15 protein-coding genes and 1 tRNA gene are annotated in these 20304 nt (G+C 59.8%); 11 read left to right on the forward strand and 5 right to left on the reverse strand.

Annotation, left to right across the window (positions count from 1 at the left end):
* Positions 1–8: 8 nt before the first annotated feature.
* The 4 genes from H8274_RS00630 (at position 9) to H8274_RS00645 (ending at position 7921) form a co-directional block, all read left to right on the forward strand.
* Positions 9–1703 (forward strand): MFS transporter, encoded by a 1695-nt coding sequence (locus H8274_RS00630; RefSeq protein ID WP_185933556.1) that lies wholly within the window; start codon positions 9–11, stop codon positions 1701–1703.
* Positions 1690–3303, forward strand: a complete 1614-nt coding sequence (locus tag H8274_RS00635) for an alpha-L-fucosidase (protein ID WP_185933557.1) — start codon at positions 1690–1692, stop codon at positions 3301–3303. Before H8274_RS00630 ends, H8274_RS00635 begins: the two co-directional genes overlap by 14 nt.
* A gap of 276 nt (positions 3304–3579) precedes the next feature.
* The gene (gene pheA, locus H8274_RS00640; protein WP_049619716.1) at positions 3580–4566 is read left to right on the forward strand and encodes a prephenate dehydratase; all 987 of its coding nucleotides are present in this window, start codon (positions 3580–3582) and stop codon (positions 4564–4566) included.
* A 241-nt stretch (positions 4567–4807) separates the two neighbouring features.
* Positions 4808–7921 (forward strand): hypothetical protein, encoded by a 3114-nt coding sequence (locus H8274_RS00645; protein WP_185933558.1) that lies wholly within the window; start codon positions 4808–4810, stop codon positions 7919–7921.
* A gap of 3 nt (positions 7922–7924) precedes the next feature.
* Here H8274_RS00645 and H8274_RS00650 read toward each other — a convergent pair whose 3' ends face one another.
* The 3 genes from H8274_RS00650 to upp form a co-directional block, all read right to left on the reverse strand.
* Positions 7925–8707, reverse strand: a complete 783-nt coding sequence (locus H8274_RS00650) for a glycosyltransferase (RefSeq protein ID WP_049619718.1) — start codon at positions 8705–8707, stop codon at positions 7925–7927.
* A 190-nt stretch (positions 8708–8897) separates the two neighbouring features.
* Positions 8898–9764 carry a DUF5926 family protein gene (locus H8274_RS00655; RefSeq protein WP_065414736.1) on the reverse strand — a complete coding sequence of 289 codons (867 nt, stop codon included), beginning with the start codon at positions 9762–9764 and terminating at the stop codon, positions 8898–8900.
* A 360-nt stretch (positions 9765–10124) separates the two neighbouring features.
* Positions 10125–10763: a uracil phosphoribosyltransferase gene (gene upp / locus H8274_RS00660; RefSeq protein ID WP_049619720.1), complete on the reverse strand. Its 639-nt coding sequence runs from the start codon at positions 10761–10763 to the stop codon at positions 10125–10127.
* Positions 10764–10819: 56 nt separating this feature from the next.
* Between upp and tadA the strand changes: the two genes are divergently transcribed.
* The 3 genes from tadA to H8274_RS00675 all read left to right on the forward strand — a co-directional run bounded on the left by tadA (position 10820) and on the right by H8274_RS00675 (position 11960).
* Complete coding sequence (gene tadA, locus H8274_RS00665) at positions 10820–11350, forward strand: tRNA adenosine(34) deaminase TadA (protein WP_185933559.1); 531 nt, start codon at positions 10820–10822, stop codon at positions 11348–11350.
* Between the two features lie 46 nt (positions 11351–11396).
* Positions 11397–11485 (forward strand) — tRNA-Ser (locus tag H8274_RS00670).
* Positions 11486–11693: 208 nt separating this feature from the next.
* Complete coding sequence (locus H8274_RS00675) at positions 11694–11960, forward strand: ubiquitin family protein (RefSeq protein ID WP_049619722.1); 267 nt, start codon at positions 11694–11696, stop codon at positions 11958–11960.
* Here H8274_RS00675 and H8274_RS00680 read toward each other — a convergent pair.
* Both H8274_RS00680 and H8274_RS00685 read right to left on the reverse strand, forming a co-directional pair.
* Positions 11957–14578: an HAD-IC family P-type ATPase gene (locus tag H8274_RS00680; protein ID WP_185933560.1), complete on the reverse strand. Its 2622-nt coding sequence runs from the start codon at positions 14576–14578 to the stop codon at positions 11957–11959. The two genes, H8274_RS00675 and H8274_RS00680, sit on opposite strands and share 4 nt — an antisense overlap.
* Positions 14579–14665: 87 nt before the next feature.
* Positions 14666–15502, reverse strand: a complete 837-nt coding sequence (locus H8274_RS00685; RefSeq protein ID WP_065414739.1) for a Sir2 family NAD-dependent protein deacetylase — start codon at positions 15500–15502, stop codon at positions 14666–14668.
* 170 nt (positions 15503–15672) lie between these two features.
* Between H8274_RS00685 and fbaA the strand changes: the two genes are divergently transcribed.
* The 4 genes from fbaA (at position 15673) to H8274_RS00705 (ending at position 20239) form a co-directional block, all read left to right on the forward strand.
* The gene (fbaA, locus tag H8274_RS00690; protein ID WP_049619767.1) at positions 15673–16695 is read left to right on the forward strand and encodes a class II fructose-bisphosphate aldolase; all 1023 of its coding nucleotides are present in this window, start codon (positions 15673–15675) and stop codon (positions 16693–16695) included.
* A gap of 292 nt (positions 16696–16987) precedes the next feature.
* Complete coding sequence (locus H8274_RS00695) at positions 16988–18313, forward strand: hypothetical protein (RefSeq protein ID WP_185933561.1); 1326 nt, start codon at positions 16988–16990, stop codon at positions 18311–18313.
* A 247-nt stretch (positions 18314–18560) separates the two neighbouring features.
* Positions 18561–19013 carry a tetratricopeptide repeat protein gene (locus tag H8274_RS00700; RefSeq protein WP_049619726.1) on the forward strand — a complete coding sequence of 151 codons (453 nt, stop codon included), beginning with the start codon at positions 18561–18563 and terminating at the stop codon, positions 19011–19013.
* Positions 19010–20239 (forward strand): hypothetical protein, encoded by a 1230-nt coding sequence (locus H8274_RS00705; RefSeq protein ID WP_185933562.1) that lies wholly within the window; start codon positions 19010–19012, stop codon positions 20237–20239. The genes H8274_RS00700 and H8274_RS00705 overlap by 4 nt, the downstream gene beginning before the upstream one ends.
* Positions 20240–20304: the final 65 nt, after the last annotated feature.

The following is a 20304-nucleotide window of genomic DNA, read 5'->3' on the forward strand; positions in this document are numbered from 1 at the left end:
AGGTCACCATGGGAAAATCCCAGGAGAGCATCTCTTTTAAAGAAAAATTCGCGTACGGGATGGGGGATGCGGCCACCGCCTTTTCAGCGGTGAGCGTCGCCAGTTTCTCCATGTTTTATTTCACGGACTACGTGGGAGTTTCGGCAACGGCGCTGGGTACCGTCTTGATTTTCACCCGGGTTTTCGACGCCATTACAAATATCATCATGGGCTACGTGGTTGATCAAACCCGCACGAAAGAAGGGAAAGCCCGCCCGTGGGTGAAATGGGCAATTTTGCCGATGTTTGCCGCCCTCGTAGCAGTGTTTGCGATCCCCACCGGGATGAGTAGTACGGCCACGATCGTGTGGATCACCATCGTCATCAATATTTACTACCTGGTGTATACGATCTCGAATATTCCGTATGGCACGCTCGGCACCCTAATTTCGCGCGACCCGCAAGTGCGTAGCGAACTCACCTTGCTGCGCATGATCGGCTACCACGGCGTCTCGATATTGCTTTCCTTTATTACCGTGGGCCTGGTGGCCTACCTGGGTGGGGGCAGCAATCGCGGGTGGATTTACACGATGGTTATTTATGGCGCCATCATGTCCATCATTTTCTACTTTACGTACAGTTGCACCCGCGAACGGGTGCGTTCCACTTCCGAAATGCGGCACGACGCCGAACGCGCGGCCGCCACAGAGTCTGGCGCTGCAAACTCCACCCCGCCCAACGGCGGGCCGGAGGCCGGAACCGGTACCGGCCCCGCAAAGTCTGCCGGCGCCACTGGCACCGCTCCCGCAAAACCTGCTTCCGCCAAACGTCTGGGTATTTTTGCTTCGATCGGCCTGCTCTTCCGCAATAAATACTGGATTTTGATTTTCCTGATTATGATCCTCACCTGGATTCTGGTGAATCTGTTTGGCGGCGTGAACGTGTATTATGCGCGCCATATTTTGGGCGATGCGAATTACGTGGGGGTGCTCAATGCGGCCTTTACCGGCGCGCAGATTGTGGGTTTCTTCCTGGTAAGTATCCCGATTCGGCGTTTTGGCCGGCGGCGCACGATCGTCTTCGGCTTGGGCATGATTATTGTGGGTTCGTTGCTGGTGCTCACCGGCCCGCAAAATATTTACGTGCTCGCCGTGGCTAGCATTATTCGCGGCCTTGGTTTTTCCCCGCTCATGGGTACCGCTTACGCCATGCTCGCGGACGTTATAGATTACGGGGAGTGGAAAAACGGGGTGCGGAACGAAGGCATTAGCTATTCGGGTGGCACATTTTCGACGACGGTTGGCTCCGGCCTTGCCTCTTCCGGAATTGTGTGGATTATGGGCGCGGCTGGCTATATTTCCGCCAAGGATGCGGTGCAACCGGCTAGCGTACTCGAATCCATCCAATTCCTTTTCTCATGGGCGCCCGTCATTATTGCCGCGCTACTCCTGGTGCTTTTCTACTTCTACGATCTTGATACTTTCTACCCCGAAATTGCGCGCGATCTGGAGCAGGGAATCACTTTGAAAGACCGCGAAAAAGCCGCCGCACGCCAAGCACACCACGTGAGCGGCGTCGAACCTGCACACCCGGACCACCACCAGAATAACCCCGAAAGCCCGGCCGGCAGCACCCAAACCAGCACTAAATACCGCACGGAAAAGGGCGGCCAAAACCGCACCAACTACAGCACTGAAAGTGAGGCAGGAAATGCGGTGGGGTGATTTACAGCGAGATTTGCCGGCCTGGTATGAGGAAGCGAAGCTCGGGATTTTTGTGCACTGGGGTGCTTATTCGGTTGCCGGCTGGGCAGAACCGACCGCGCAACTGGGCGAAATCCCGGAAGACGAAGGTTGGTACGCCCACAACCCGTACGCCGAATGGTATTTCAATACGATTCGCATTCCGGGAAGCCCGGCCCAGCAACATCACCGCGAGGTTTGGGGCGGCTGTGACTATGACGATCTGCTCGATTTTTGGCAGGCAGAAAAGTTCGACGCCGCGGCACTCATGCGGCTTTTCGCGCAGGCCGGGGCGAGTTACGTTGTGCTCACCACGAAGCATCATGATGGGATTACTTTGTGGCAGGCCCCCGGAACGCGCGGGCGCAACACGGTGCAACGCGGCCCGCACCGCGACCTCGTGGGCGAGTACGCGCAGGCCGCGCGGCGCCAGGGGCTGAAATTTGGTGCCTACTATTCAGGCGGTTTGGATTGGTGGTATCGGCCCGGCCCGCCGCATCTTACGGCTGCTTCCGTGCATGATATTCATCGCCCGCGCGACGCCGACTATGCGGCTTACGCGCTTGCCCACTTGCGAGATTTGGTGCGGCGTTATCAGCCCGATGTGCTGTGGAATGACATCAACTGGCCCGATGCTGGTAAGGAGCTCAATACCAATATTTCCTTGGGTAATTTCTTCGCCGAAGAGTATTACGCCACCTGCCCGGAAGGGGTGGTCAACGACCGTTGGCGAGTACCGCACTGTGATTTTTTGACCTCTGAATATCAGGCCGATCGGGGTAACGAGGGGGAGCGGCCGTGGGAAAACTGCCGCGGCCTGGGTCTTTCCTTCGGCTATAACCAGATGGAAGGGGAGAGCGAGGCACTGAGCGTAGAAGAGGCGATCTACACGGTAGTGGATGCGGCGGCGCGCGGCGGGCGGGTACTGCTGGGCGTGAGCCCCAAGGCCGATGGTCAACTCCCGGCCTGGCAGGTCCGCATTTTGGAAGGTATTGGCACGTGGATGCGGGAAGGCAGGCAGATCCTGCGCACGATTAACCGGCCCGGCATAACACCAGTGCAAGTAGAAGGCGCGAAACTAGAAGATGCGGCCACAAATGGCACCGCGCCAAACAGCGCGGCTACAAGTAATTCGGCCACAGACAGCGCGGCTACAAACGGCGCGGCAACAAATGAAGTTGCGCGGGTGATTACCGCGGCAACGGGCGGCACGGGCGGGCGCGAATACGCTTTCGTGTTCCGGCCCGAAGCTCAACCGGCCGCAGGCAGCCGCACGGAACCCGGCAATGCCACAACAGGTGGGCACTCCGCAGGCAGCCGCGCGGAAGATATAACCCTCGTCGCACCGGCAGGTAAGGTGCTGCGCTGGTGTGCGGGGCCCGGGCTTCCAGGCACGGGTTTTCGCGCCGGCGCAGGTATTCGAACACAGGTACCACCCGCGCAGTCCGGGCAGCCTGCGGATTTCGCATATTCCGCACCGCCCACGCCGCCCGCGCAATTCCTGCCGGCCGGCCAGCGCGTGCCCGTGCATTTTGCGGCGGGAAGCGTTGGCCCGGTGGTCTTCGAAATCTGCGAGGCCTAAACCGGCCCGCGCCGCGGCGGCCAGTTTGCGCCCGATCGCGGTGTCTGCTTTGCGTCCGATCGCGCTGCCTGGTTGGCGCTGGATCGTGGCATCTAGTTTTCGCCACGCCCGGAATCATCGTGCACACTTTTGTGGCGCTTGAGCGCGCGGCGCCCGGGAAGGAGTGAAATTCCCTATCCCGCGCAGGGTTTTGGACGAACGGATAGAATAAACGCTTGTAATCAGTGCGCGCCCGCGCGCACTTTCAGTTTCGTGGTCTAAGGAGGAGTAGGAACGATGAACGCATCAGCACCCGCGCAAGACTCAAGGAAATTGCGTTTTTCGTTTCTGGGGCCGCGCGGCACTTTCTGCCATGCGGCGCTCAACCAGGTAGCCACGGATGAAACCGCGACCTTGCTCCCGGCCGCAGATGTGCCCGGAGCGCTACGCATGATCCGGGAAGGGAAAGCCGACTACGGCGTCGTCCCCATCGAGAACTCGGTGGAAGGAGGCGTGAACGCTACCATCGACACCCTCACTCACGGCAAACCCCTGGAAATTATTGCGGAAATGGTGGTGCCGATCGCTTTCGCGCTGGCGGTGCGGCCGGGCACGCAACTTGCGGATATTCGCCGGGTGGGAACGCACGGGCACGCCTGGGCGCAAACCCGGAACTGGATGGCGGAGCATTTGCCGGAAGCCGTACACGTGCCGACGACGTCTACCGCCGCCGCTGCCCGCGATCTGGGCGCCGCAACTGGCCATGCCGCAGATTTTGACGCGGCGATTTGTGCGGTGCCGACGGTAGCCGAATACGGGCTGGAATCCCTCTCGAACGATATTGCGGACAATAAGAATGCCGTCACGCGTTTTATTCTGGTGGGCCAGCCCGGGGAAATTCCGGCGCCTACCGGGGCGGATAAAACCACTTTGATGGTGCAATTGCCCACCAATGAGGCCGGGGCTTTGTTGCGGATGCTCGAACAGTTTTCGGCGCGCGGCGTGAACCTTTCCCGCATCGAATCGCGGCCCATCGGAGATTCTCTGGGCCGGTACGCTTTCTCGATCGACGCCGAAGCCCACGTGCATGAAGAACGCATGCAGGCCGTAATGGTCGGTTTGCATCGGGTGTGCCCGAAGGTAACCTTCCTCGGTTCTTACCCGGCGGCACATGGCCGCCAGTTCCGCTTGCGGCCGGGCACTTCCGACGCCGATTTTCTTACCGCCCGCGCCTGGGTGGGGGAGATCCTAGATCGCGTATCGCCAAATAAAACCGCTGAATAGAGCCGAATAAAGCCGCCGAATAAAATCGCCGAAAAGAGCGGAATAGAGCGGAATAGAGCGGAATAGAGCGGAATAGAGCCGAATAAGAGAACAAGATTGCCGCGCACAAGATGCGCCGCGTTACCGTTCTGTTTCCGTTACAGCTATTGTTTTCGCACGCGCGGCGAGCTGTGCCGCATAGCCGGCGCGCTGCGTAAGACTGTGCCCAGTTTTGTTGGCTATAGGCAGTAGGCTGGTCCCTATGCGAAAGCGATGGGGACGGATACCTGCGGTCATAGCCCTGCTCATAAGCGTCTTGGTGGCACTGCCACTGGCCGCAATAGCTCTACCGTTGGCGGTGCCAGCCGCGGCGCAAACCACCGCGCCGGCCGGCCCGCCCGCGACTCTTGGAGCCAGCACCACCGCTAAGCAAGCCCCGGCCGCGCCTGCTGCGCTGACTGGCACGCAAACAGCGCCAACGGCACAAACGGTACCAACGGCACAAACGGCGCCAACGGCACAAACGGTACCGACGGCACAAACGGGAGCCGCGCCGGTGGTGATTATTGGGGCGAGCGGTTTGGAATGGGAACAGCTCACGGAGGAAAACGCGCCGCACCTGCTCGATTTCCAAACCACCGCGCGGGCCGCAAACGTGGTGGTACGCGGCGCCTCCCGCACGCCTTGCCCGGCCGAAGGCTGGCTCACTTTGGGTGCCGGCGCCCGCGCCAAAATTGACGGCCCCTGCACGGCACTTTCCGCCCCGGAAGCTAACGGCACCATTCCCAGGTGGGCAGAACTTACCAGTGCCCATATTGGTAACGACGCCGTACCTCTGGCCCGCTTGGGAGCCGTGGCCCAAGTTGCAGATCCGGAAGCAACCCTAGCGGCTGGCCCCGGGGCGGCACTGGCCCTGGCCCGCGAAGGCGTCTTTTCGGGCACCTACCTGGATATTGATTCCACCCCCGCAAGCAGTGCCCTGGCTTCCCAAGTGGCGAGCGTTTTGCCAGGCAAGGCGCTCGCGGTCTTCGACCTCGGCGTAGTAAACCCGCCCGCCGCGCCGGCGAGCACCGCAGCAGAAGCAGACACCGCGCCGGCGGGCAATGCCAATGCGGACGCGGAAAAAACAGCTTTGGCAGGGCGAGATCTAGCGGAGATCGATCGCCGGTTCAGCGAGGTTTTGCAGGCCGTGGAAACCGCGGCCCCGCAGGCACAGATTATCGTTACCGGGGTGGGGCAATCCCAAACCGCGGAGGCCCGGCTTGGCTATTTCGCCATGCGCGGCCCTGGCTCTGCCGCGATGTCCGACCCTGCCGCGGTATCTGGCTCTGCCGGTACCACCAGTTCTGCCACTAATTCCGGTGCTGGATCCGGCACTGACGCTGCCGCCGATTCCGCTACCGCTGCTACCGCTGCTGCCGCCGATTCCGCTACCGCTACTGGCCCGGGTTTGGCCTATTCGAAAGCCACGCGAACTTACGGTTTGGTGCAACTCACCGATATTGCGCCCACGCTAGCCACCCAGGCAGCTACCGCTAATACTTCCGGTGCGGCCCCGGCCGAGCCACTGTTGAGCGTTGGCAAAGCCACTGATAAATATGATGCGCGGACTACGGTCTACATCGAAGCCCGTAAAGCCCACGTTTCCCAAAAAGTTGCACCTGCGGCCCGGCTGATCCTCGTGGTGCTTACCGTGGCCGTAACCGTGCTCGGTCTGGCACGTATTATTTTGCGCCGTCCCGGTGACGGCTCCACTGGCTTTGCACAAATCATCTGCTGGGTGGCGGCTATTCCGGCCGGCAGCTTGCTCGTGAATTTATTGCCCTGGTGGTATTTCAACAACCCCCAACTGAGCCTGCTGGTTTGTATTGCGCTGTGCGCGGCGATAATCGCCGTCTTCGCCTTGTGGACCCCGCAAAAGCTACGCAGCCGCATCATTTCCGCTGGATATGGCAAAAACCTGATCGGCGCGCAAAGCGACTACGCACCCCGGGGAGCGAAAAACCCGCACCGCCGCACGCCCGGCCCGGTAGCCGGCCTGCTTTCCGGGCGCCGGCAGCGAAGCGTGAAAGGTCGAGTTACCGCACCCGAAGGCGTGCTCCTAAATGTGGATAGGCGAGCCGTATACCGCGGCGAAACCATTACCGCCGGCGGCGAAATAGACGAAACTGGCGAAAACAGAACCGGCGAAAGCAGAACTAGCGAAACCAGAACCGGTAAAACTGGTCCGGCAACCAGCCAGGCTGCCAGCCAGTCCACCAGCACCGGCGAAACCAGCCCAGCTACCGGCAAACCCTCCGCCTCGCCCACTGCTTCCCGCTCGGCGGCAGAAGCACGGGCCGAGGCTGCGGCGGCCGCGTCTGCCCGGGCTGCCCAGCTTGCCACCCGGCTTACCGCGCGGGTGAGTTCGTGGGTTACCGCGCCGCTGGTACGCGTGGCCGCCATAACCTTTATCTTGATCGCGGCCGACCTCTTACAACGCTGGCTTTTCCAGCCCAGCAGTAGCTTGATGGTTTCCTCGGTATTTGGGATGCACCCGGCCCTGGGCGCCCGCTATTACGGTCTGCCAAATACCATGTTTGCTCTGCTTACCGTGGGCGGCCTGGCTATTGCCGCGTGGCTGGCACGGTTGTTTGTGCGGCGGGGGGAGCGCCGGCGCGCGGTGGGCGCCGTCGTCGTCATGTGGGCGGTAACGATCTGCCTAGACGCCCTGCCTTTCCTGGGCGCTGACTTCGGGGGCGCTCCAGCTATTACGCTCGGTTTTGCGGCTCTTGCCATCGGCTACGCGGCTGGGAAACGTTTCGGCTGGCTCGCCGCCGGTGGCGCGATCGTAGCCGGCGGGCTAATTTCGGCCGGAATTGCCGTGCTCGATCGCCTTCTCGGCGCCTCCACGCACCTGGGTGCTTTCGCCGCCACCGCCAGCCACGGCGGCCTCGAAAGAGTAGTTGCCCGCAAACTGCAAGCCATGTTTTACGGGCTCGACCCGCGCGCCGGCGCCGTACTCCTCGCGGTCATCGCCGCCGCCATAGTGCTCGCCGCCTGGCTTATTTCGCGCGGCAAAATCCGTTGGCCCCGCCATCCGCTACTTGCCGCTTTCTCCCTGGCCTGGCGCGATACCCCGCTCGGCCGCGCGGTACTCACCGCTAGCGTGCTCGCCCTCCTCCTGGGGAGCCTCATGAACGATTCCGGGTTCTCCATTGCCGGTTTCGGGGCTTGCTTGCTGCTGCCGCTCTGGGTGCTCATGGTCGAACGTTACGTGGTAGCCGTAAGCGTTGCCGACGCCGACGCCGATGCCGAGGCCAAGGCCAGCTCGGAGGCCAACGCTAAGGCCGGCTCAGAGGCCAGTGCAACGGCCGCTAAGCAACCAGGAAAGTAGCGCTTAGCCAACCGGGGCGCCGGCCCGCACGGGTTTGAAGGCTGGCGATTCACGAATCTTTTTGGTGGCGGGAAGCGAGATCTGGTGGAGCCGGCGCGCCCACACGGCCAGGGAAACATCCCGGTATTGGGCGGCTCGATGCATAATCCCGGCCAGATCGTTGCCGGTGGCCCGGTGTTGCAAATCGCAAGGAATTTCTTGCAGGGTGTAGCCGGAAGTGAGCAGGTCGATCGTCATTCCGACCTCTACGCCCCAGCCTTTGGCGAGCGGCCGGGCGGCGTCGAAAGCTGCGGCGGTGAGGCAACGCTGCCCGGAAAGTGGGGCCACGGGTTTCCACCCGGTAGCCCGCTGGATAGCTTGGCGGCCCAGGTTGACCACGAAACCGCGCCCGCCGGCCCCTTCCTGAGGTGGCAGGGCGGCAATCGTACAATCCACTTCGCCGCGCACTACCGGCTCAATCAGGGGAGTGGTAGCGACGGCAGAATCACCCAAATCGGCGTCGAGAAAAAGCAGCAGGCGCGGCGGGGCGCCTTCCCGGTCCCGCATCCGCACCACCGAGGCTCCCGTTTCCATCGCGGAAGCTTTCCCCCGGTTCACCGAATGGCGCACCACGGTGGCACCGGAAGCACGCGCAATGGCCTGCGTGTCGTCTTCGGAACCGTCGTCGACAACCACCACCAGGTCTACGCGCGGTAGGGCATGGGCTGCCCGTACCGTGCGCCCAATGCGGGCAGCTTCATCTTTGGCGGCAATAACCACAGCAACGCGTTGAGTACCTTCGTCCACGGCATAACCATATAACCATTTCTTGGGGAAATGCTTACCCCATAAAACGGCAATTTCGCGATTTTAGCCACGCGTACCCGCCGCATCACCCCATTCGTGCCGGGTAAATGGCGAATTTATGCGGGTTGTAAATCAATTGTGCGCGCGTTTTAAGGTTTATTTGCGCAAAACAGTGGATTTGCTTAAGTCTTTACCGCAGGGTGACTTGCCGGGAAGTGATTCCGGCTCGTGCGCGCTTTTCTTCGGCCGTGAGCGGTTCGGTACTGGCAATCGCTGCTTCCAGTTTGGGCGCGAACTCGGCCAGTGGGCCAGCCAGCTCGTCGGCTTCCGTGCCGCGTACCAGCTGCCATACCGGCACGCACAGGCCTTGCGCGCGGAAGGTGCCGGCCAGCCGTACGCCTTCTTCCCATTTTTCTTCGCCGCGCCCGCGCAAACGCGCCAAGCCGTCCAAAACCTGGGCGCGCGGTTCGGGGCGGATCCACCGCAAGAACTCGTTATTCATCCGGCACCAATAAGCGTTTTCTATGCCTTCCACCCGCGCGGAAGGAATCATATTCGCTTCAATATTGTGCATGGCTTCCGCAATTTCGGGCCGCTTCGCTTCTTCCGCGGTGAACCAGAAATCTACCTCGTTATGCAGTTCCAAAGTTCCGAAACTGGCGATCATATCCTGCAAGCGCGGGCTATCTGGTTCGGGCAGTTCCGAATCGTTGAATGACTCCCCGGCGGCGAGGTCTGCCCCGGCAATAATGCGGTGGGCGATATCCAAGGAAGCATCCCCGGAAGCCGTCAGAGTTTGTACAGCCACCAAGAGCTTGCCGTCTTGCCGGCGATAGGCGGCCGCCATCCCGGGAAGCAGGGTAGAGATCAACACTTCTTGTTCCCCATACTCCGCGGTGGTGGTAGCCGGCAAAGTAGCCAGCGGCAATACTTCCCGCATTGCCACCAAATCCAGTTCTGCATCCAGATCGGCAAAAGCGCGCTCCACGAAGGGAATCTGTACCCGCTTCTGCTTCGGCCGGTCTGCGCGATTACGCCGCCTGCTCTTCTTCGCCATAAAAACTCATCCTCGTTTATTCGGTGGTACTTGCTGTTCGCTGGTACTGGGTTCCGGTAGTACTTGCTGTTTGCAGTGCCCGGTTCCGGTGGTACTGGCTGTTCGCCAGCAACTGGGCTCCGATGGTACTGCGCGGTAGGAAGCTCCGAGATACCGGTGTGGCTACTCGGGTGCGAGTACCGGGGGTGGGTATGGAATTGCCTGTAGGAAACACGCAGGGCCCGGGCAGCTGTGCCAACCGGGCCAAGCGTACATGCAAATATTAGTGCCGGATCTAGCGGCCCCGAAAGGCCCGCGCACTCTGTTCTGGGGAAGCCTCCGTTATGGGGAGGCTCCGTGCCGGGGCAACTTCCCGATGTTTTAGTCGATGACGCCGTACAGACGATCGCCCGCATCGCCCAGGCCGGGCACGATGTAGCCGTGTTCGTTCAGACCTTCGTCAATCGAGGCCACCACGATCTTCAAATTCGCGTGGTGCCCCACCTTTTCTTCCACTTCTGCCAGACCTTCGGGGGTGGCCAGCAGGCACACGCAGGTAACGTCTTGCGCGCCGCGTTCTAGCAGATAGCGCACCGATTCCACGATCGTGTGGCCGGTGGCAAGCATCGGGTCGAGCACGAAGCACTGGCGGCCGGAAAGGTCATCTGGGAGGCGGTTCGCGTAGGTAACGGCTTCCAGAGTTTCTTCATCGCGGCGCAGGCCCAAGAACCCAACTTCCGCGGTGGGGAGGAGCTTCGTCATCCCTTCGAGCATTCCCAAGCCGGCCCGCAAAATCGGAACCACAATCGGTGCCGGGGTAGCCAGCTTGACGCCGGAAGTTACCTTGATCGGAGTTTCTACTTCAACTTCCTTGATCCGCACTTCCCGCGTGGCCTCATAGGCCAGCAAAGTGACTAGTTCTTCCACCAATTGGCGGAAAATCGGGGAAGGAGTGTTCTTATCACGCAAAACTGCGAGCTTATGGGCCACTAGCGGGTGGTTGATCTCAAGCGTTTCCATACCTTCAGACTACAACGGCGGAGCGGAATACGGCGGTAACGTGGGATGATTATCGCGTGTGGGAACGTGAAGAAGAGTACATGCGGGAGGCTTTAGCGCTAGCGGAACGTGCGGCTAGCGCCGGTGACGTACCGGTAGGGGCGCTTATCGTTATCGACGACGCCGTGGTAGCGCGCGGCTTTAATACGCGCGAAGCCCTTCACAACCCGGTGGGACACGCGGAAATCAACGCGCTTCAAGCGGCCGGGCAAGCGCTGCGCACCTGGCGCCTAGAAAATGCGGACCTGTATGTAACGCTCGAACCGTGCACGATGTGTGCCGGGGCGATCGTGAACGCGCGGGTGCGGCGGCTTGTCTTCGGGGCGTGGGATGCTAAGGCCGGCGCGGCAGGTTCCGTGCGCGACGTCGTCCGCGATCCGCGGCTCAACCACCGCACCGAAGTGGTGGGCGGGATTCTGGAAGCGGAAGCATCCCGCCAATTAGCGGACTTCTTTGCGGGCCGGCTGCGCGGCGCCAGCGGCAGCTCAGAATTGCCGGCTCAGAATCCGGGGATACCGGCAGCTCAGAATTGCCTGGGTGATATATAACGCATCAATTAGGTGAACCGGGGGTAAATCCGGTACCTTTATTGACGGTGGCGTGTCCGAGCGGCCGAAGGTGCATCACTCGAAATGATGTGAGGTTCATAGCCTCCGCGGGTTCAAATCCCGCCGCCACCGCCACTTAAACCTCGAGATATCATCTGAAGAAGAGATACCTCGAGGTTTTTCGTATACCCGATTCTCAGGCCGGGCATTTCTTGCAAAGAAGCCGGAATGCAAGGCATAGGAGAAGAAGAGTGCGCGGGTGCTAGGCGCATCCATCCCAGGTAGCGGAATGCAGCGCAGAGTAAAACGTCGGAATGCAGCGCAGAGGAGGAAGCAGAAGCAAATGGTCAGAGTAGTGGTGAACTACCACGGCGTTATGGCGGAGCTGGCCGGAATTCGCGATGAAATCATTGAACTGCCGGCCCGGCTTTCTTTGGCACAGCTGCGCGCTGAATTACGGCCCGGTAATACGGAAGTTTTCAGCCGGGCCCTAGAAAGTGCCACGGTTTCAGTAGATGGGGAAACCGTCACCGAAAACGAAGAGATCCAGCTCTCCGATTTTTCGGTTATTGACGTGCGGAACTTCCCGCGGCGCCGGCCCCGCGCTTAGCTGTGGGTGGCTTTGCGGCGCAGCTCGGCTTGCAGGCGGCGGTTTTCCCGTTCGGCGTCGGACTCGAAAATGCGCGGACGCTGGCCAGAACGCAAGGTAACCACCCACCACAGAGCTTCGATACAGGCCGCGCCAATAATGCCCGCTACAGCACCTACCCCCATGGCGGCAGCGTTCGAGGAATCGAGGAGGAAGATCTCTTGGGTGAAATCCCAGGAGAAAATAATGCCGTAACCGATCGCGGGCAACAAAATGAGGAGCGTCTTCCACCAGTTGTAGGGCCGGGCCACCACTACCAACACCCAGGAAGAAGCAATAATCATCGCCAGCAGGGTGGCGGTGGAAACTTGGGTGGCGAGCGGGCCGTCAATGCCCCGGTTTCCGCCCAGTATGAGGTACGTGGCGAAGGTTACGATGCCGACGATTATTCCTACCGGGAAACCGAAAGACATCACTCGTTTCACGAAGCCGTCTTGGGCTTTGTTGTTGTTAGGCGGCAGGGAGAGCACGAAGGCGGGAATGCCGATCGTGAACCAGCCGGTGATCGTGACGTGAATCGGTTGGAAGGGGTATTGCAAACCCCAAATGAGTACCAGTATGGCCAATAGTGCCGAATAGGTGGTTTTGGTGAGGAAGAGCCGGGCCACCCGCTCAATATTTCCCACCACGCGGCGGCCTTCCGCCAATACGTAGGGCAGGGAAGAGAATTTATCGTTCAGAAGCACGATTTTGGCGACGCTACGGGTGGCGGAAGTGCCCGAACCCATGCCGATGCCCAGATCGGAATCTTTCATGGCCAGTACGTCGTTCACGCCGTCGCCCGTCATGGCCACGCGGTGGCCGGCGCCCTGCATAGCTTTCACCATGCCGCGTTTTTGTTCCGGTGTTACCCGGCCAAACACCTGGTTTTCGTTGATAACGGAATCGAAATCGGCTTCCGGAATCTGCCGGGCATCTACCGGTTCGCCGAGGTCTACCCCAAGGTTACGGGTTACAGCACCCACGGCCTGGGCATTATCTCCGGAAATAACTTTTACTTCCACACCCTGCGATTCGAAGAACTTCAAGGTGTCGCCAGCATCGGGGCGAATCTTTTGGCCCAGCAAAATGAAAGCCAGCGGTGTTACCACGCCGGGAGATTCAGCTGCCGTAACCGGTTGCGTAGCTTGGCCGAGCAACAGTACGCGCTGCCCGGTAGCAGAAATATCAGCCACCCTTTGTTTGGCAGCTCCGGCTTCGGGTGCCAAATCGAGAAGCACATCGGGCGCGCCCAGTACGTAATTCCCGGCCGGTGCGAAGCTCACGCCAGACCATTTCTTAGCGGAAGTGAAAGGCTGCTGGCCGAGCACCTGCCAGGTTTCTGCTGGCGTGCCCACCCCCTCGATAATCGCTTCCATGGAGGAGTTCGGGGAAGTATCTGCCGCACCGAGCTGGGCGAGGATTTCTCGCACTTGCTTTTCTGCCGCTGCGGGCGAAGTTTCAACAGATGCGGGCGGAGTTTCAGCAGATGCGGGCGGAGTTTCAGCAGATGCGGGCGGAGTTTCAGCAGATGCGGGCGGAGTTTCGCCAGGTTTGGCAAGCACTGGAGTTCCCGAGTTTTCGGTACCGGCCGCTGCCGGTGCGGGCGGGATCAGTTCCACACCTTCGAAGGTCAGCTTATTTTCGGTGAGCGTGCCGGTTTTATCGGCCGCCACGGTATCTACGCGGGCCAGGCCTTCAATCGCGGGTAGCTCATTGACGAGCACCCGCAAACGGCCCAGCCGGATCACTCCCAAAGCAAAAGCGGTGGAAGTAATAAGTACCAGCCCTTCCGGGATCATCGGTACCAGGGCGCCGGTTACGGAAAGAATAATTTCTCGCCAGTCGCCGCTGCCGGCCCGCACCTGCCCCACAATGGTCAAAATCCCTACCGGAATAAGTATCCACGTGATTGCCTTCAGGATGGAATTAATTCCGGATTGGAGTTGCGAATCTACTAGCGAGAAACGTGAAGCTTCGCTGGTGAGCTTAGCGGCATAGGCGTCCGCGCCGATCCGTGTGGCTCGGTAGGTGCCCGAACCAGAAGCCACAAAAGAGCCAGACATTACCGGCATGCCGGGGGCTTTATGGATGGGATCAGATTCCCCCGTGAGCAAGGATTCATCAATTTCCAGGTAGGAAGATTCGGTGACCTCGCCGTCGACCACGATCTGATCACCGGGGCGTACCTCGATAATGTCCCCGAGCACGATGCTTTCCGGGGAGACTTCACGGCTGCTGCCTTCGCGCCGGATCCGCGGGCGCGCCTCGCCCACCACGGCCAGTTTGTCGAGCGTGTGTTTGGCGCGTAGCTCTTGCACAATCCCGATGATCGAGTTGAAGAAAATGAGCAGGCCAAAAGCGCCATTGATCCACGAACCGGTAAGCATTACGAGCACGAAAAGCACGCCCAGCATGAAATTGATCCGCGTGAAAACATTGTCGCGAATAATTTCCCAAGTGCTGCGCCCGGAACGAGCGGGGAGGGCGTTGTAACGGCCGGCAGCGTGAAGTTCCGTCGCTTGTTTTTCAGTTAACCCGAACGCGGGGTCGGCGCGGGGTACGTCCTCATTATTGAGGGTCGGATCCTCGAACGTCATGCTCGTGAGTCTAATCGCGGCCCCGCACCGGCGAAACGCCTTTAGCAGCGAGAAAAGGCACAGCTAGCGGCAAGGAAATCTACAGCATCAATCCAGCAGGATTTCAGCTGTGCGGGCCAGGATTGGCCCCGCATCGCCATCTATCCGCAAGTCTGCATAATTATCAGCTTGCGTGGGGCCCATGTTGACGATCGCGCACTGCGCCCCGTTTTGGAGCGCTTCTCCGAGCACCATCATTCCGGTGCCTACCATGAGTGAGGTGCCGACGACGAGCGCCAGATCGGCCGCGCCCGCCCAGGCAAAGCTTTGATGCATGGCCTGTTGCGGTAAGGATTCGCCGAAGAAAACGATCGCCGGCTTGATAACCCCGCCGCAACGCGGGCAGGGAGCTACTTGGAAAGTGGAAGCCTGCGCAGCCTCCCGGTTCGCGCCGGCCAAAATAGCGGCATGTGCCGGGTCTGGATCTTCCGGCCAGCCCGGGTTGAGCTGCTTGAGCCAGCCATCCACTTCTTCGCGCGCATAACTGGCCCCGCATTGCAGGCAGTCTGCGCGCAAGAAGCTGCCGTGTAATTCGGCCACCTTGGTGGAACCGGCTTTTTGGTGCAGATCGTCCACATTTTGGGTGGCGATGCCATTAATGAGCCCGGCTTTTTCTAGCCGCGCGATCGCTATATGCCCAGCATTTGGGGAAATATTGGCAACGGCCCGCCAGGTTTCTTGGTTGCGCTGCCACACCCAGCGTTGCCACACCGGATCGCGCGCAAAATCATCAAAATAAACGCTTGGTTCTTGCGTGGAACCCTTTCCGCGATAATCAGGAAGTCCGGAATCGGTGGAAATACCGGCTCCCGTAATCGCCACGGTAGTTTTTCCGCGCATTAACTCCGCAAGTTCAGCTGCGGCTGTTTCAACATCCGTGTTCATACTTTTCACTCTAACCTCCCCACCTGAATAAAGTGGCGCAGATAAAACTCCCCGCGTAGCAAAAGGCCTGCAAGTTTAGTGGTAAATGATGCGATAATAGGAGAGTACGCCTATCGGGCACGGTGTGCGGCCAGATGGGTGAAACAACAACCCAGTCAAAGGAGATCACAGTGGCAGTTGCAACACGTGAACAGTACGACGAGATGCTGGATCGCGCAAAGGAAAATGGTTTTGCGTACCCGGCAATTAATGTGACATCCTCGCAGACGGCAACGGCGGCTCTGCGTGGTTTGGCCGAAGCAGAATCGGATGGCATCCTCCAGGTTTCGGTGGGCGGTGCCGAGTACTGGTCCGGATCCACGGTGAAGGACCGCGTGGCCGGTTCTATTGCCTTCACGGAATACGTGCGGGCAGTGGCTAAGAACTACGACATAACGGTGGCTCTCCACACCGATCACTGCGCCAAGCAGAATATTGATTCTTGGGTGCGGCCCCTCCTCGAGCTGGAAGCCGAACAGCACAAGGCTGGCAAGGAAACCTACTTCAATTCCCACATGTGGGACGGTTCTTCGGTATCGCTGAAGGAAAACCTGGAGATCGCGAAGGAACTCCTGGAGCTTTCCGTAAAGGCCAACACGATTCTGGAAATCGAAGTTGGCGTTGTGGGCGGTGAAGAAGATGGCATCGTCGGCAAAATTGACGAAAAGCTATACACCACTCCGGAAGATGGTTTGAAGACGATAGAAGCTCTGGGTACGGGTGAACACGGCCGTTACATCACGGCCCTCACCTTCGGTAACGTGCACGGCGTTTACAAGCCGGGGCACGTGAAGTTGCGTCCGGAGCTCCTGGAGGAGATCCAGGAAGAAGTGGGTAAGAAGATCGGGAAGGAACGTCCCTTCGATCTCGTGTTCCACGGCGGTTCTGGTTCTTCGCCTGAAGAAATCGCTACCGCGGTGAAGGCCGGCGTAATCAAGATGAATATTGATACCGATACGCAGTACGCCTTCACCCGTCCGATCGCGGACTGGATGTACAAGAATTACGACGGCGTACTCAAGGTCGACGGCGAAGTAGGCGTAAAGAAGACCTACGATCCGCGCTCTTGGGGCAAGGCCGCCGAAGCCGGAATGGCCGAACGCGTAGTCGAAGCTGCCAAGCAGCTCGGCTCCGCTGGCAACAAGATGAAGTAATCTTAGGCAAAACCTAAGCATCCGGGGTGCCCTGACAGTGGGTCAGGGCACCCCGTTTTTCGGTTTTATGCCGGCGCTGTTTGTGGCGGCCGGTGTGGCTTGTGATGCCCGTGCCGCTTGGGGCTGCCGGTGTGGCTTGTGACACCCGTGCTGTTTGCCCCGGTTCGCGCCGTTTCAGTTGCGCTCCGCCCCACCCAAAGCCTTCCAAAGCCTTTGCCGCGGCATGCGAATTTTGCCGTGGCCATTCTGTCAAAGCCGCCTGTCAAAGCCGCGCGGTGAGTACGATTTACACATGACCGAGGAACCTGCAGAGACGCCGGCAAAGACGCCGGCAAAGACGCCGGCAAAAGCCAGTGAGGAAACGGTAGCCAACGCGGCGAAAACGCCGCCGGTACCTACGCAACCCAGACTCACGCCGCCTGCACCCCCGCAGCCGGGGCTTGCACAGCCGGGGCTTGCACAACCGCAGGTCTCGCAGCCAGCACTTGCACAGTCGCGGGTCCCACAGCCGGTACCGCAACGGCGTCGTTCTCCCGTGGTTGCCACGGTTGCGGTGATTGTGCTGGTTTTATTTGGCCTTTTCACCGTGTTTTCCACCTGGTTTTTGGGGCAGACCGGCCTGGAGTGGAATCCCTACGTGCGGGTATTTTTGAGCCTGTGCATGTTGGTGTGTCTTCTTATCAGCCTTGCCGCGCTTATCACGCTCGTGGTTTCGAGCCTTGGCGAAAACGGACACCACCCCGTTTTGCAGGCAAGCGCCGCGCTACTCGGCACCCTCAGTTTCGGATTGGTGTTGCTAGGCGGATCTTTTCTCACCCTGGTTTCCGGTTGCGACTCGCCGGTTGCGAGCGGTGGTAACTACTATTTTCGATGCGGTTTTCTTGAGACCTACTATCAGCGTGCGGTGGGGCCGTTTTTTATGGAGAAAGACGGCGTCTATACGCTCCCTGCAGATGCGGAAGAAAATCAGGGATTAGATCCTTTCACGCCTGGCCCACCCACCGCGCTGCCTTCCGAAAACGCTCATTATGACCTGCCTGAAAGCAAGTCAGATCCGAATGAGAAATACGCTTATGCCGAACCGGTGGGCTGGGCCGAAGTGGGAGAGTTGCGGTACGTCGTCATACAAGAGGATACGGCGAGCGGTATTGGAGCTTATGGTCTGTACCGGGAAGATAAAGAGAACGGGGAACGCACGCGCGTGGCAGATATGCCGAACGGCGGTTTTTACGAACTTTTCTTTGCTACCCCGGAGATTGGCTACGCTTCGTATGACCCGAAATATGGCCGCGCCGGAAACGCGGGCGAGGCCGGAAACGCGGGCGAGGCCGGAAACACTGGCGAGGCCGGAAACACTGGCGAGGCCGGAAACACGGGCAGTCCGGAAACGGGTTTGTATATCACGCAAGATGGCGGGCAAACCTGGCAGGAGTTGGCCTTGCCGTATCCGAAAGATTGGCCTTTAGAAGGAAAATATTTAGAGACGGGCGAGGTTACCGGGGAAATAGGGCAAGGCGGCCAAGTGGTCTTGGTGATGAATTATCCGTATTGGACAGTTCGCGGGGACGGGCTGAAATTTACCTCCGCTGACGGCGTGACCGGGTGGAGCCGGCAGTAAGTGGTAGTAAGTGGTAGCCAGCAGCCGTGGCCGGAGGCAAACCAGTGCCAGTCGCCGTGGCCGGCCGCAAGCCGGTACTAAGCCTGCAGTAGCCGGAGGCGGAACACTCTTTCCGGGCTGGGTAACTTCCCGGAAAGGGTAATGCTTTGTGCATACCTGCAGGTGCATTAGAATTTTGCCAACCGGCACCGCCTTAGCACCTCGGAAGTGCTTGCCGCGGCAAGCTGGCGGAGGGGAGGGCAGATTTGTGGCGAAGGTGAGCGAAGAAGTAAAGAAACAAGGTTTGAGGGAGTTTCACCTCGGGCAGCAAGAGTTTTCCGCCGGCAGGTTAGAAACTGCACTGCCGCACTACCTGGCGGCCCTCGATCTTTTTGATGGGGATCCGGACTTATATTTGGAACGGGCCGTGACCGCAGGGCAGGCGGGGATTGCTTGTAAGGGGCTAAATCGGATGGCGCAGGCCGTGGACTATTTTGGCCGGGCCATCGCGATCTTCCAGAAATATCCGGAAAATGCGGATGCGATGATTAGCCTGGGAAACTGTTTCTGGCACATCGGGGAAATCGACGAAGAAGCCGGTGATTTCGATGGTGCCCGCGTTGCCTACAACCAGGCTTATGCCGCCTACCGGAGCGCACCCAATACTCAAGAACGGCAAGTGGAAGTGCTTGGCAAGTTACGCACCTTGGAGCTTTCATGAGCGATCTTTTGCGGAAAGATTGGCAAGAAGGGACCGTTGACCGGCACACGTGGACGGCAGATCCTACCCTGGGCGCCGCCCGCGAGCTGCTACGCGCTGGCTTTGCGGCGCTGGAGCGCGGCAATAGGCAAGAAGCGCGGCTCAAATATGACCAGGCGGTGAGTAGCGCGGCCGGTGCAGACCTCGCCGAAATCGCGGATGCGGAGGCTGTAACTTTCGCCGGTATCATGTTGCGCGACGCCGGAGATATGGCCGAAGCGCGCCGCTATCTCGAAAAAGCGGTAGCGGCCAGTGGGATCAGCGGAGAAAGTGCCACTAGCAGCACGGCTGCTCTCACGGAGCGGGCCGCTACTCTCTGCGAGACTTTGAGCGGAGTTTACGGAAATCTGGGCGAGTTCGCGGCGGCGGCTACGGCCGCGGAAGATGCTTTGCGGATTGTGCGTGAACTGGGTATGGGCATGGGCCGGGAAGCTAATGCTCTCTACAATATTGGGATGGCAAAATCCCTGGCCGGCGACCATGCAGGCGCTGCCGAAGCGCTGACAGAAGGCTTAGGGGTGGCGAAAGCCCTCGATGGCGATTTCGGGTGGGAAACAATCCAGCAAGCACTGGCCAGCACTTTGATTGATGCGGGCCGTCCGGAAGAAGCTCTCACCTATTTGCGGGATCTGGAAGATATTCACGTAGCCATGCCGGATCTGGCTGTTTCCGCGGTGAAATGTGCTTTTGAGGAAGCGCGGGCGCTGGTAGCGCTCGGCAAGTTGGAAGAAGCAGCGGCCAGTTTCGAAAAAGCGGGCCGCTTAGGGGTGCGTACCGAAGGGGCAGCAGATATCGCCGCACTAGCCTTCCACCACCAAGCAGTTTCCTTGGCCCAAGCGGGTAAAACGATGGAGGCTGCGATTCCTATGGGGAGGGCTGCCGATACTTATGAGGCAATTGGGGCGCAAGCAGCCGCCGCACACTGCGTGGGCCTGATTGGTGATCTGTTCGCGGAAGCCGGCCAGCCCATTGAAGCTGCCGGTTATTTCCGGGAAGCAGTGGAACGGTTGGAAAAGATTCTCCATGAAACCGAGACCGCCGCGGCCTCGCCCGCGCCCGGGCCGGTGCTCCCAGATTACGGAGCAAAAGAGCAGGCAGAGCAGGATTATACGACGCCGGAAGCACGGGCCGCTATGGAAGCGGACCTGCAAGAATTCAAGGCCAAACTTGTTTCCGTCAGCCCCTAAATGCGGCTCCGGCGAGGCGGTAAGTTTCGGCTATCCGGGGTGGGTAAGTTCGCCTAGCCGCGGTG

This window comes from Actinobaculum suis (assembly GCF_900618115.1).
In the GTDB taxonomy this organism is placed as follows: domain Bacteria; phylum Actinomycetota; class Actinomycetes; order Actinomycetales; family Actinomycetaceae; genus Actinobaculum; species Actinobaculum suis.

Excerpts from the sequence above, each read along its gene's own strand:
- H8274_RS00685 (WP_065414739.1), bottom strand. The coding sequence starts at position 15,502 with ATGAACACGGATGTTGAAACAGCCGCAGCTGAACTTGCGGAGTTAATG.
- H8274_RS00695 (WP_185933561.1), top strand. The coding sequence starts at position 16,988 with ATGACCGAGGAACCTGCAGAGACGCCGGCAAAGACGCCGGCAAAGACG.
- upp (WP_049619720.1), bottom strand. The coding sequence starts at position 10,763 with ATGGAAACGCTTGAGATCAACCACCCGCTAGTGGCCCATAAGCTCGCA.
- H8274_RS00630 (WP_185933556.1), top strand. The coding sequence starts at position 9 with ATGGGAAAATCCCAGGAGAGCATCTCTTTTAAAGAAAAATTCGCGTAC.
- H8274_RS00705 (WP_185933562.1), top strand. The coding sequence starts at position 19,010 with ATGAGCGATCTTTTGCGGAAAGATTGGCAAGAAGGGACCGTTGACCGG.
- H8274_RS00675 (WP_049619722.1), top strand. The coding sequence starts at position 11,694 with ATGGTCAGAGTAGTGGTGAACTACCACGGCGTTATGGCGGAGCTGGCC.
- H8274_RS00655 (WP_065414736.1), bottom strand. The coding sequence starts at position 9,764 with ATGGCGAAGAAGAGCAGGCGGCGTAATCGCGCAGACCGGCCGAAGCAG.
- H8274_RS00635 (WP_185933557.1), top strand. The coding sequence starts at position 1,690 with ATGCGGTGGGGTGATTTACAGCGAGATTTGCCGGCCTGGTATGAGGAA.
- pheA (WP_049619716.1), top strand. The coding sequence starts at position 3,580 with ATGAACGCATCAGCACCCGCGCAAGACTCAAGGAAATTGCGTTTTTCG.
- H8274_RS00645 (WP_185933558.1), top strand. The coding sequence starts at position 4,808 with ATGCGAAAGCGATGGGGACGGATACCTGCGGTCATAGCCCTGCTCATA.
- H8274_RS00680 (WP_185933560.1), bottom strand. The coding sequence starts at position 14,578 with ATGACGTTCGAGGATCCGACCCTCAATAATGAGGACGTACCCCGCGCC.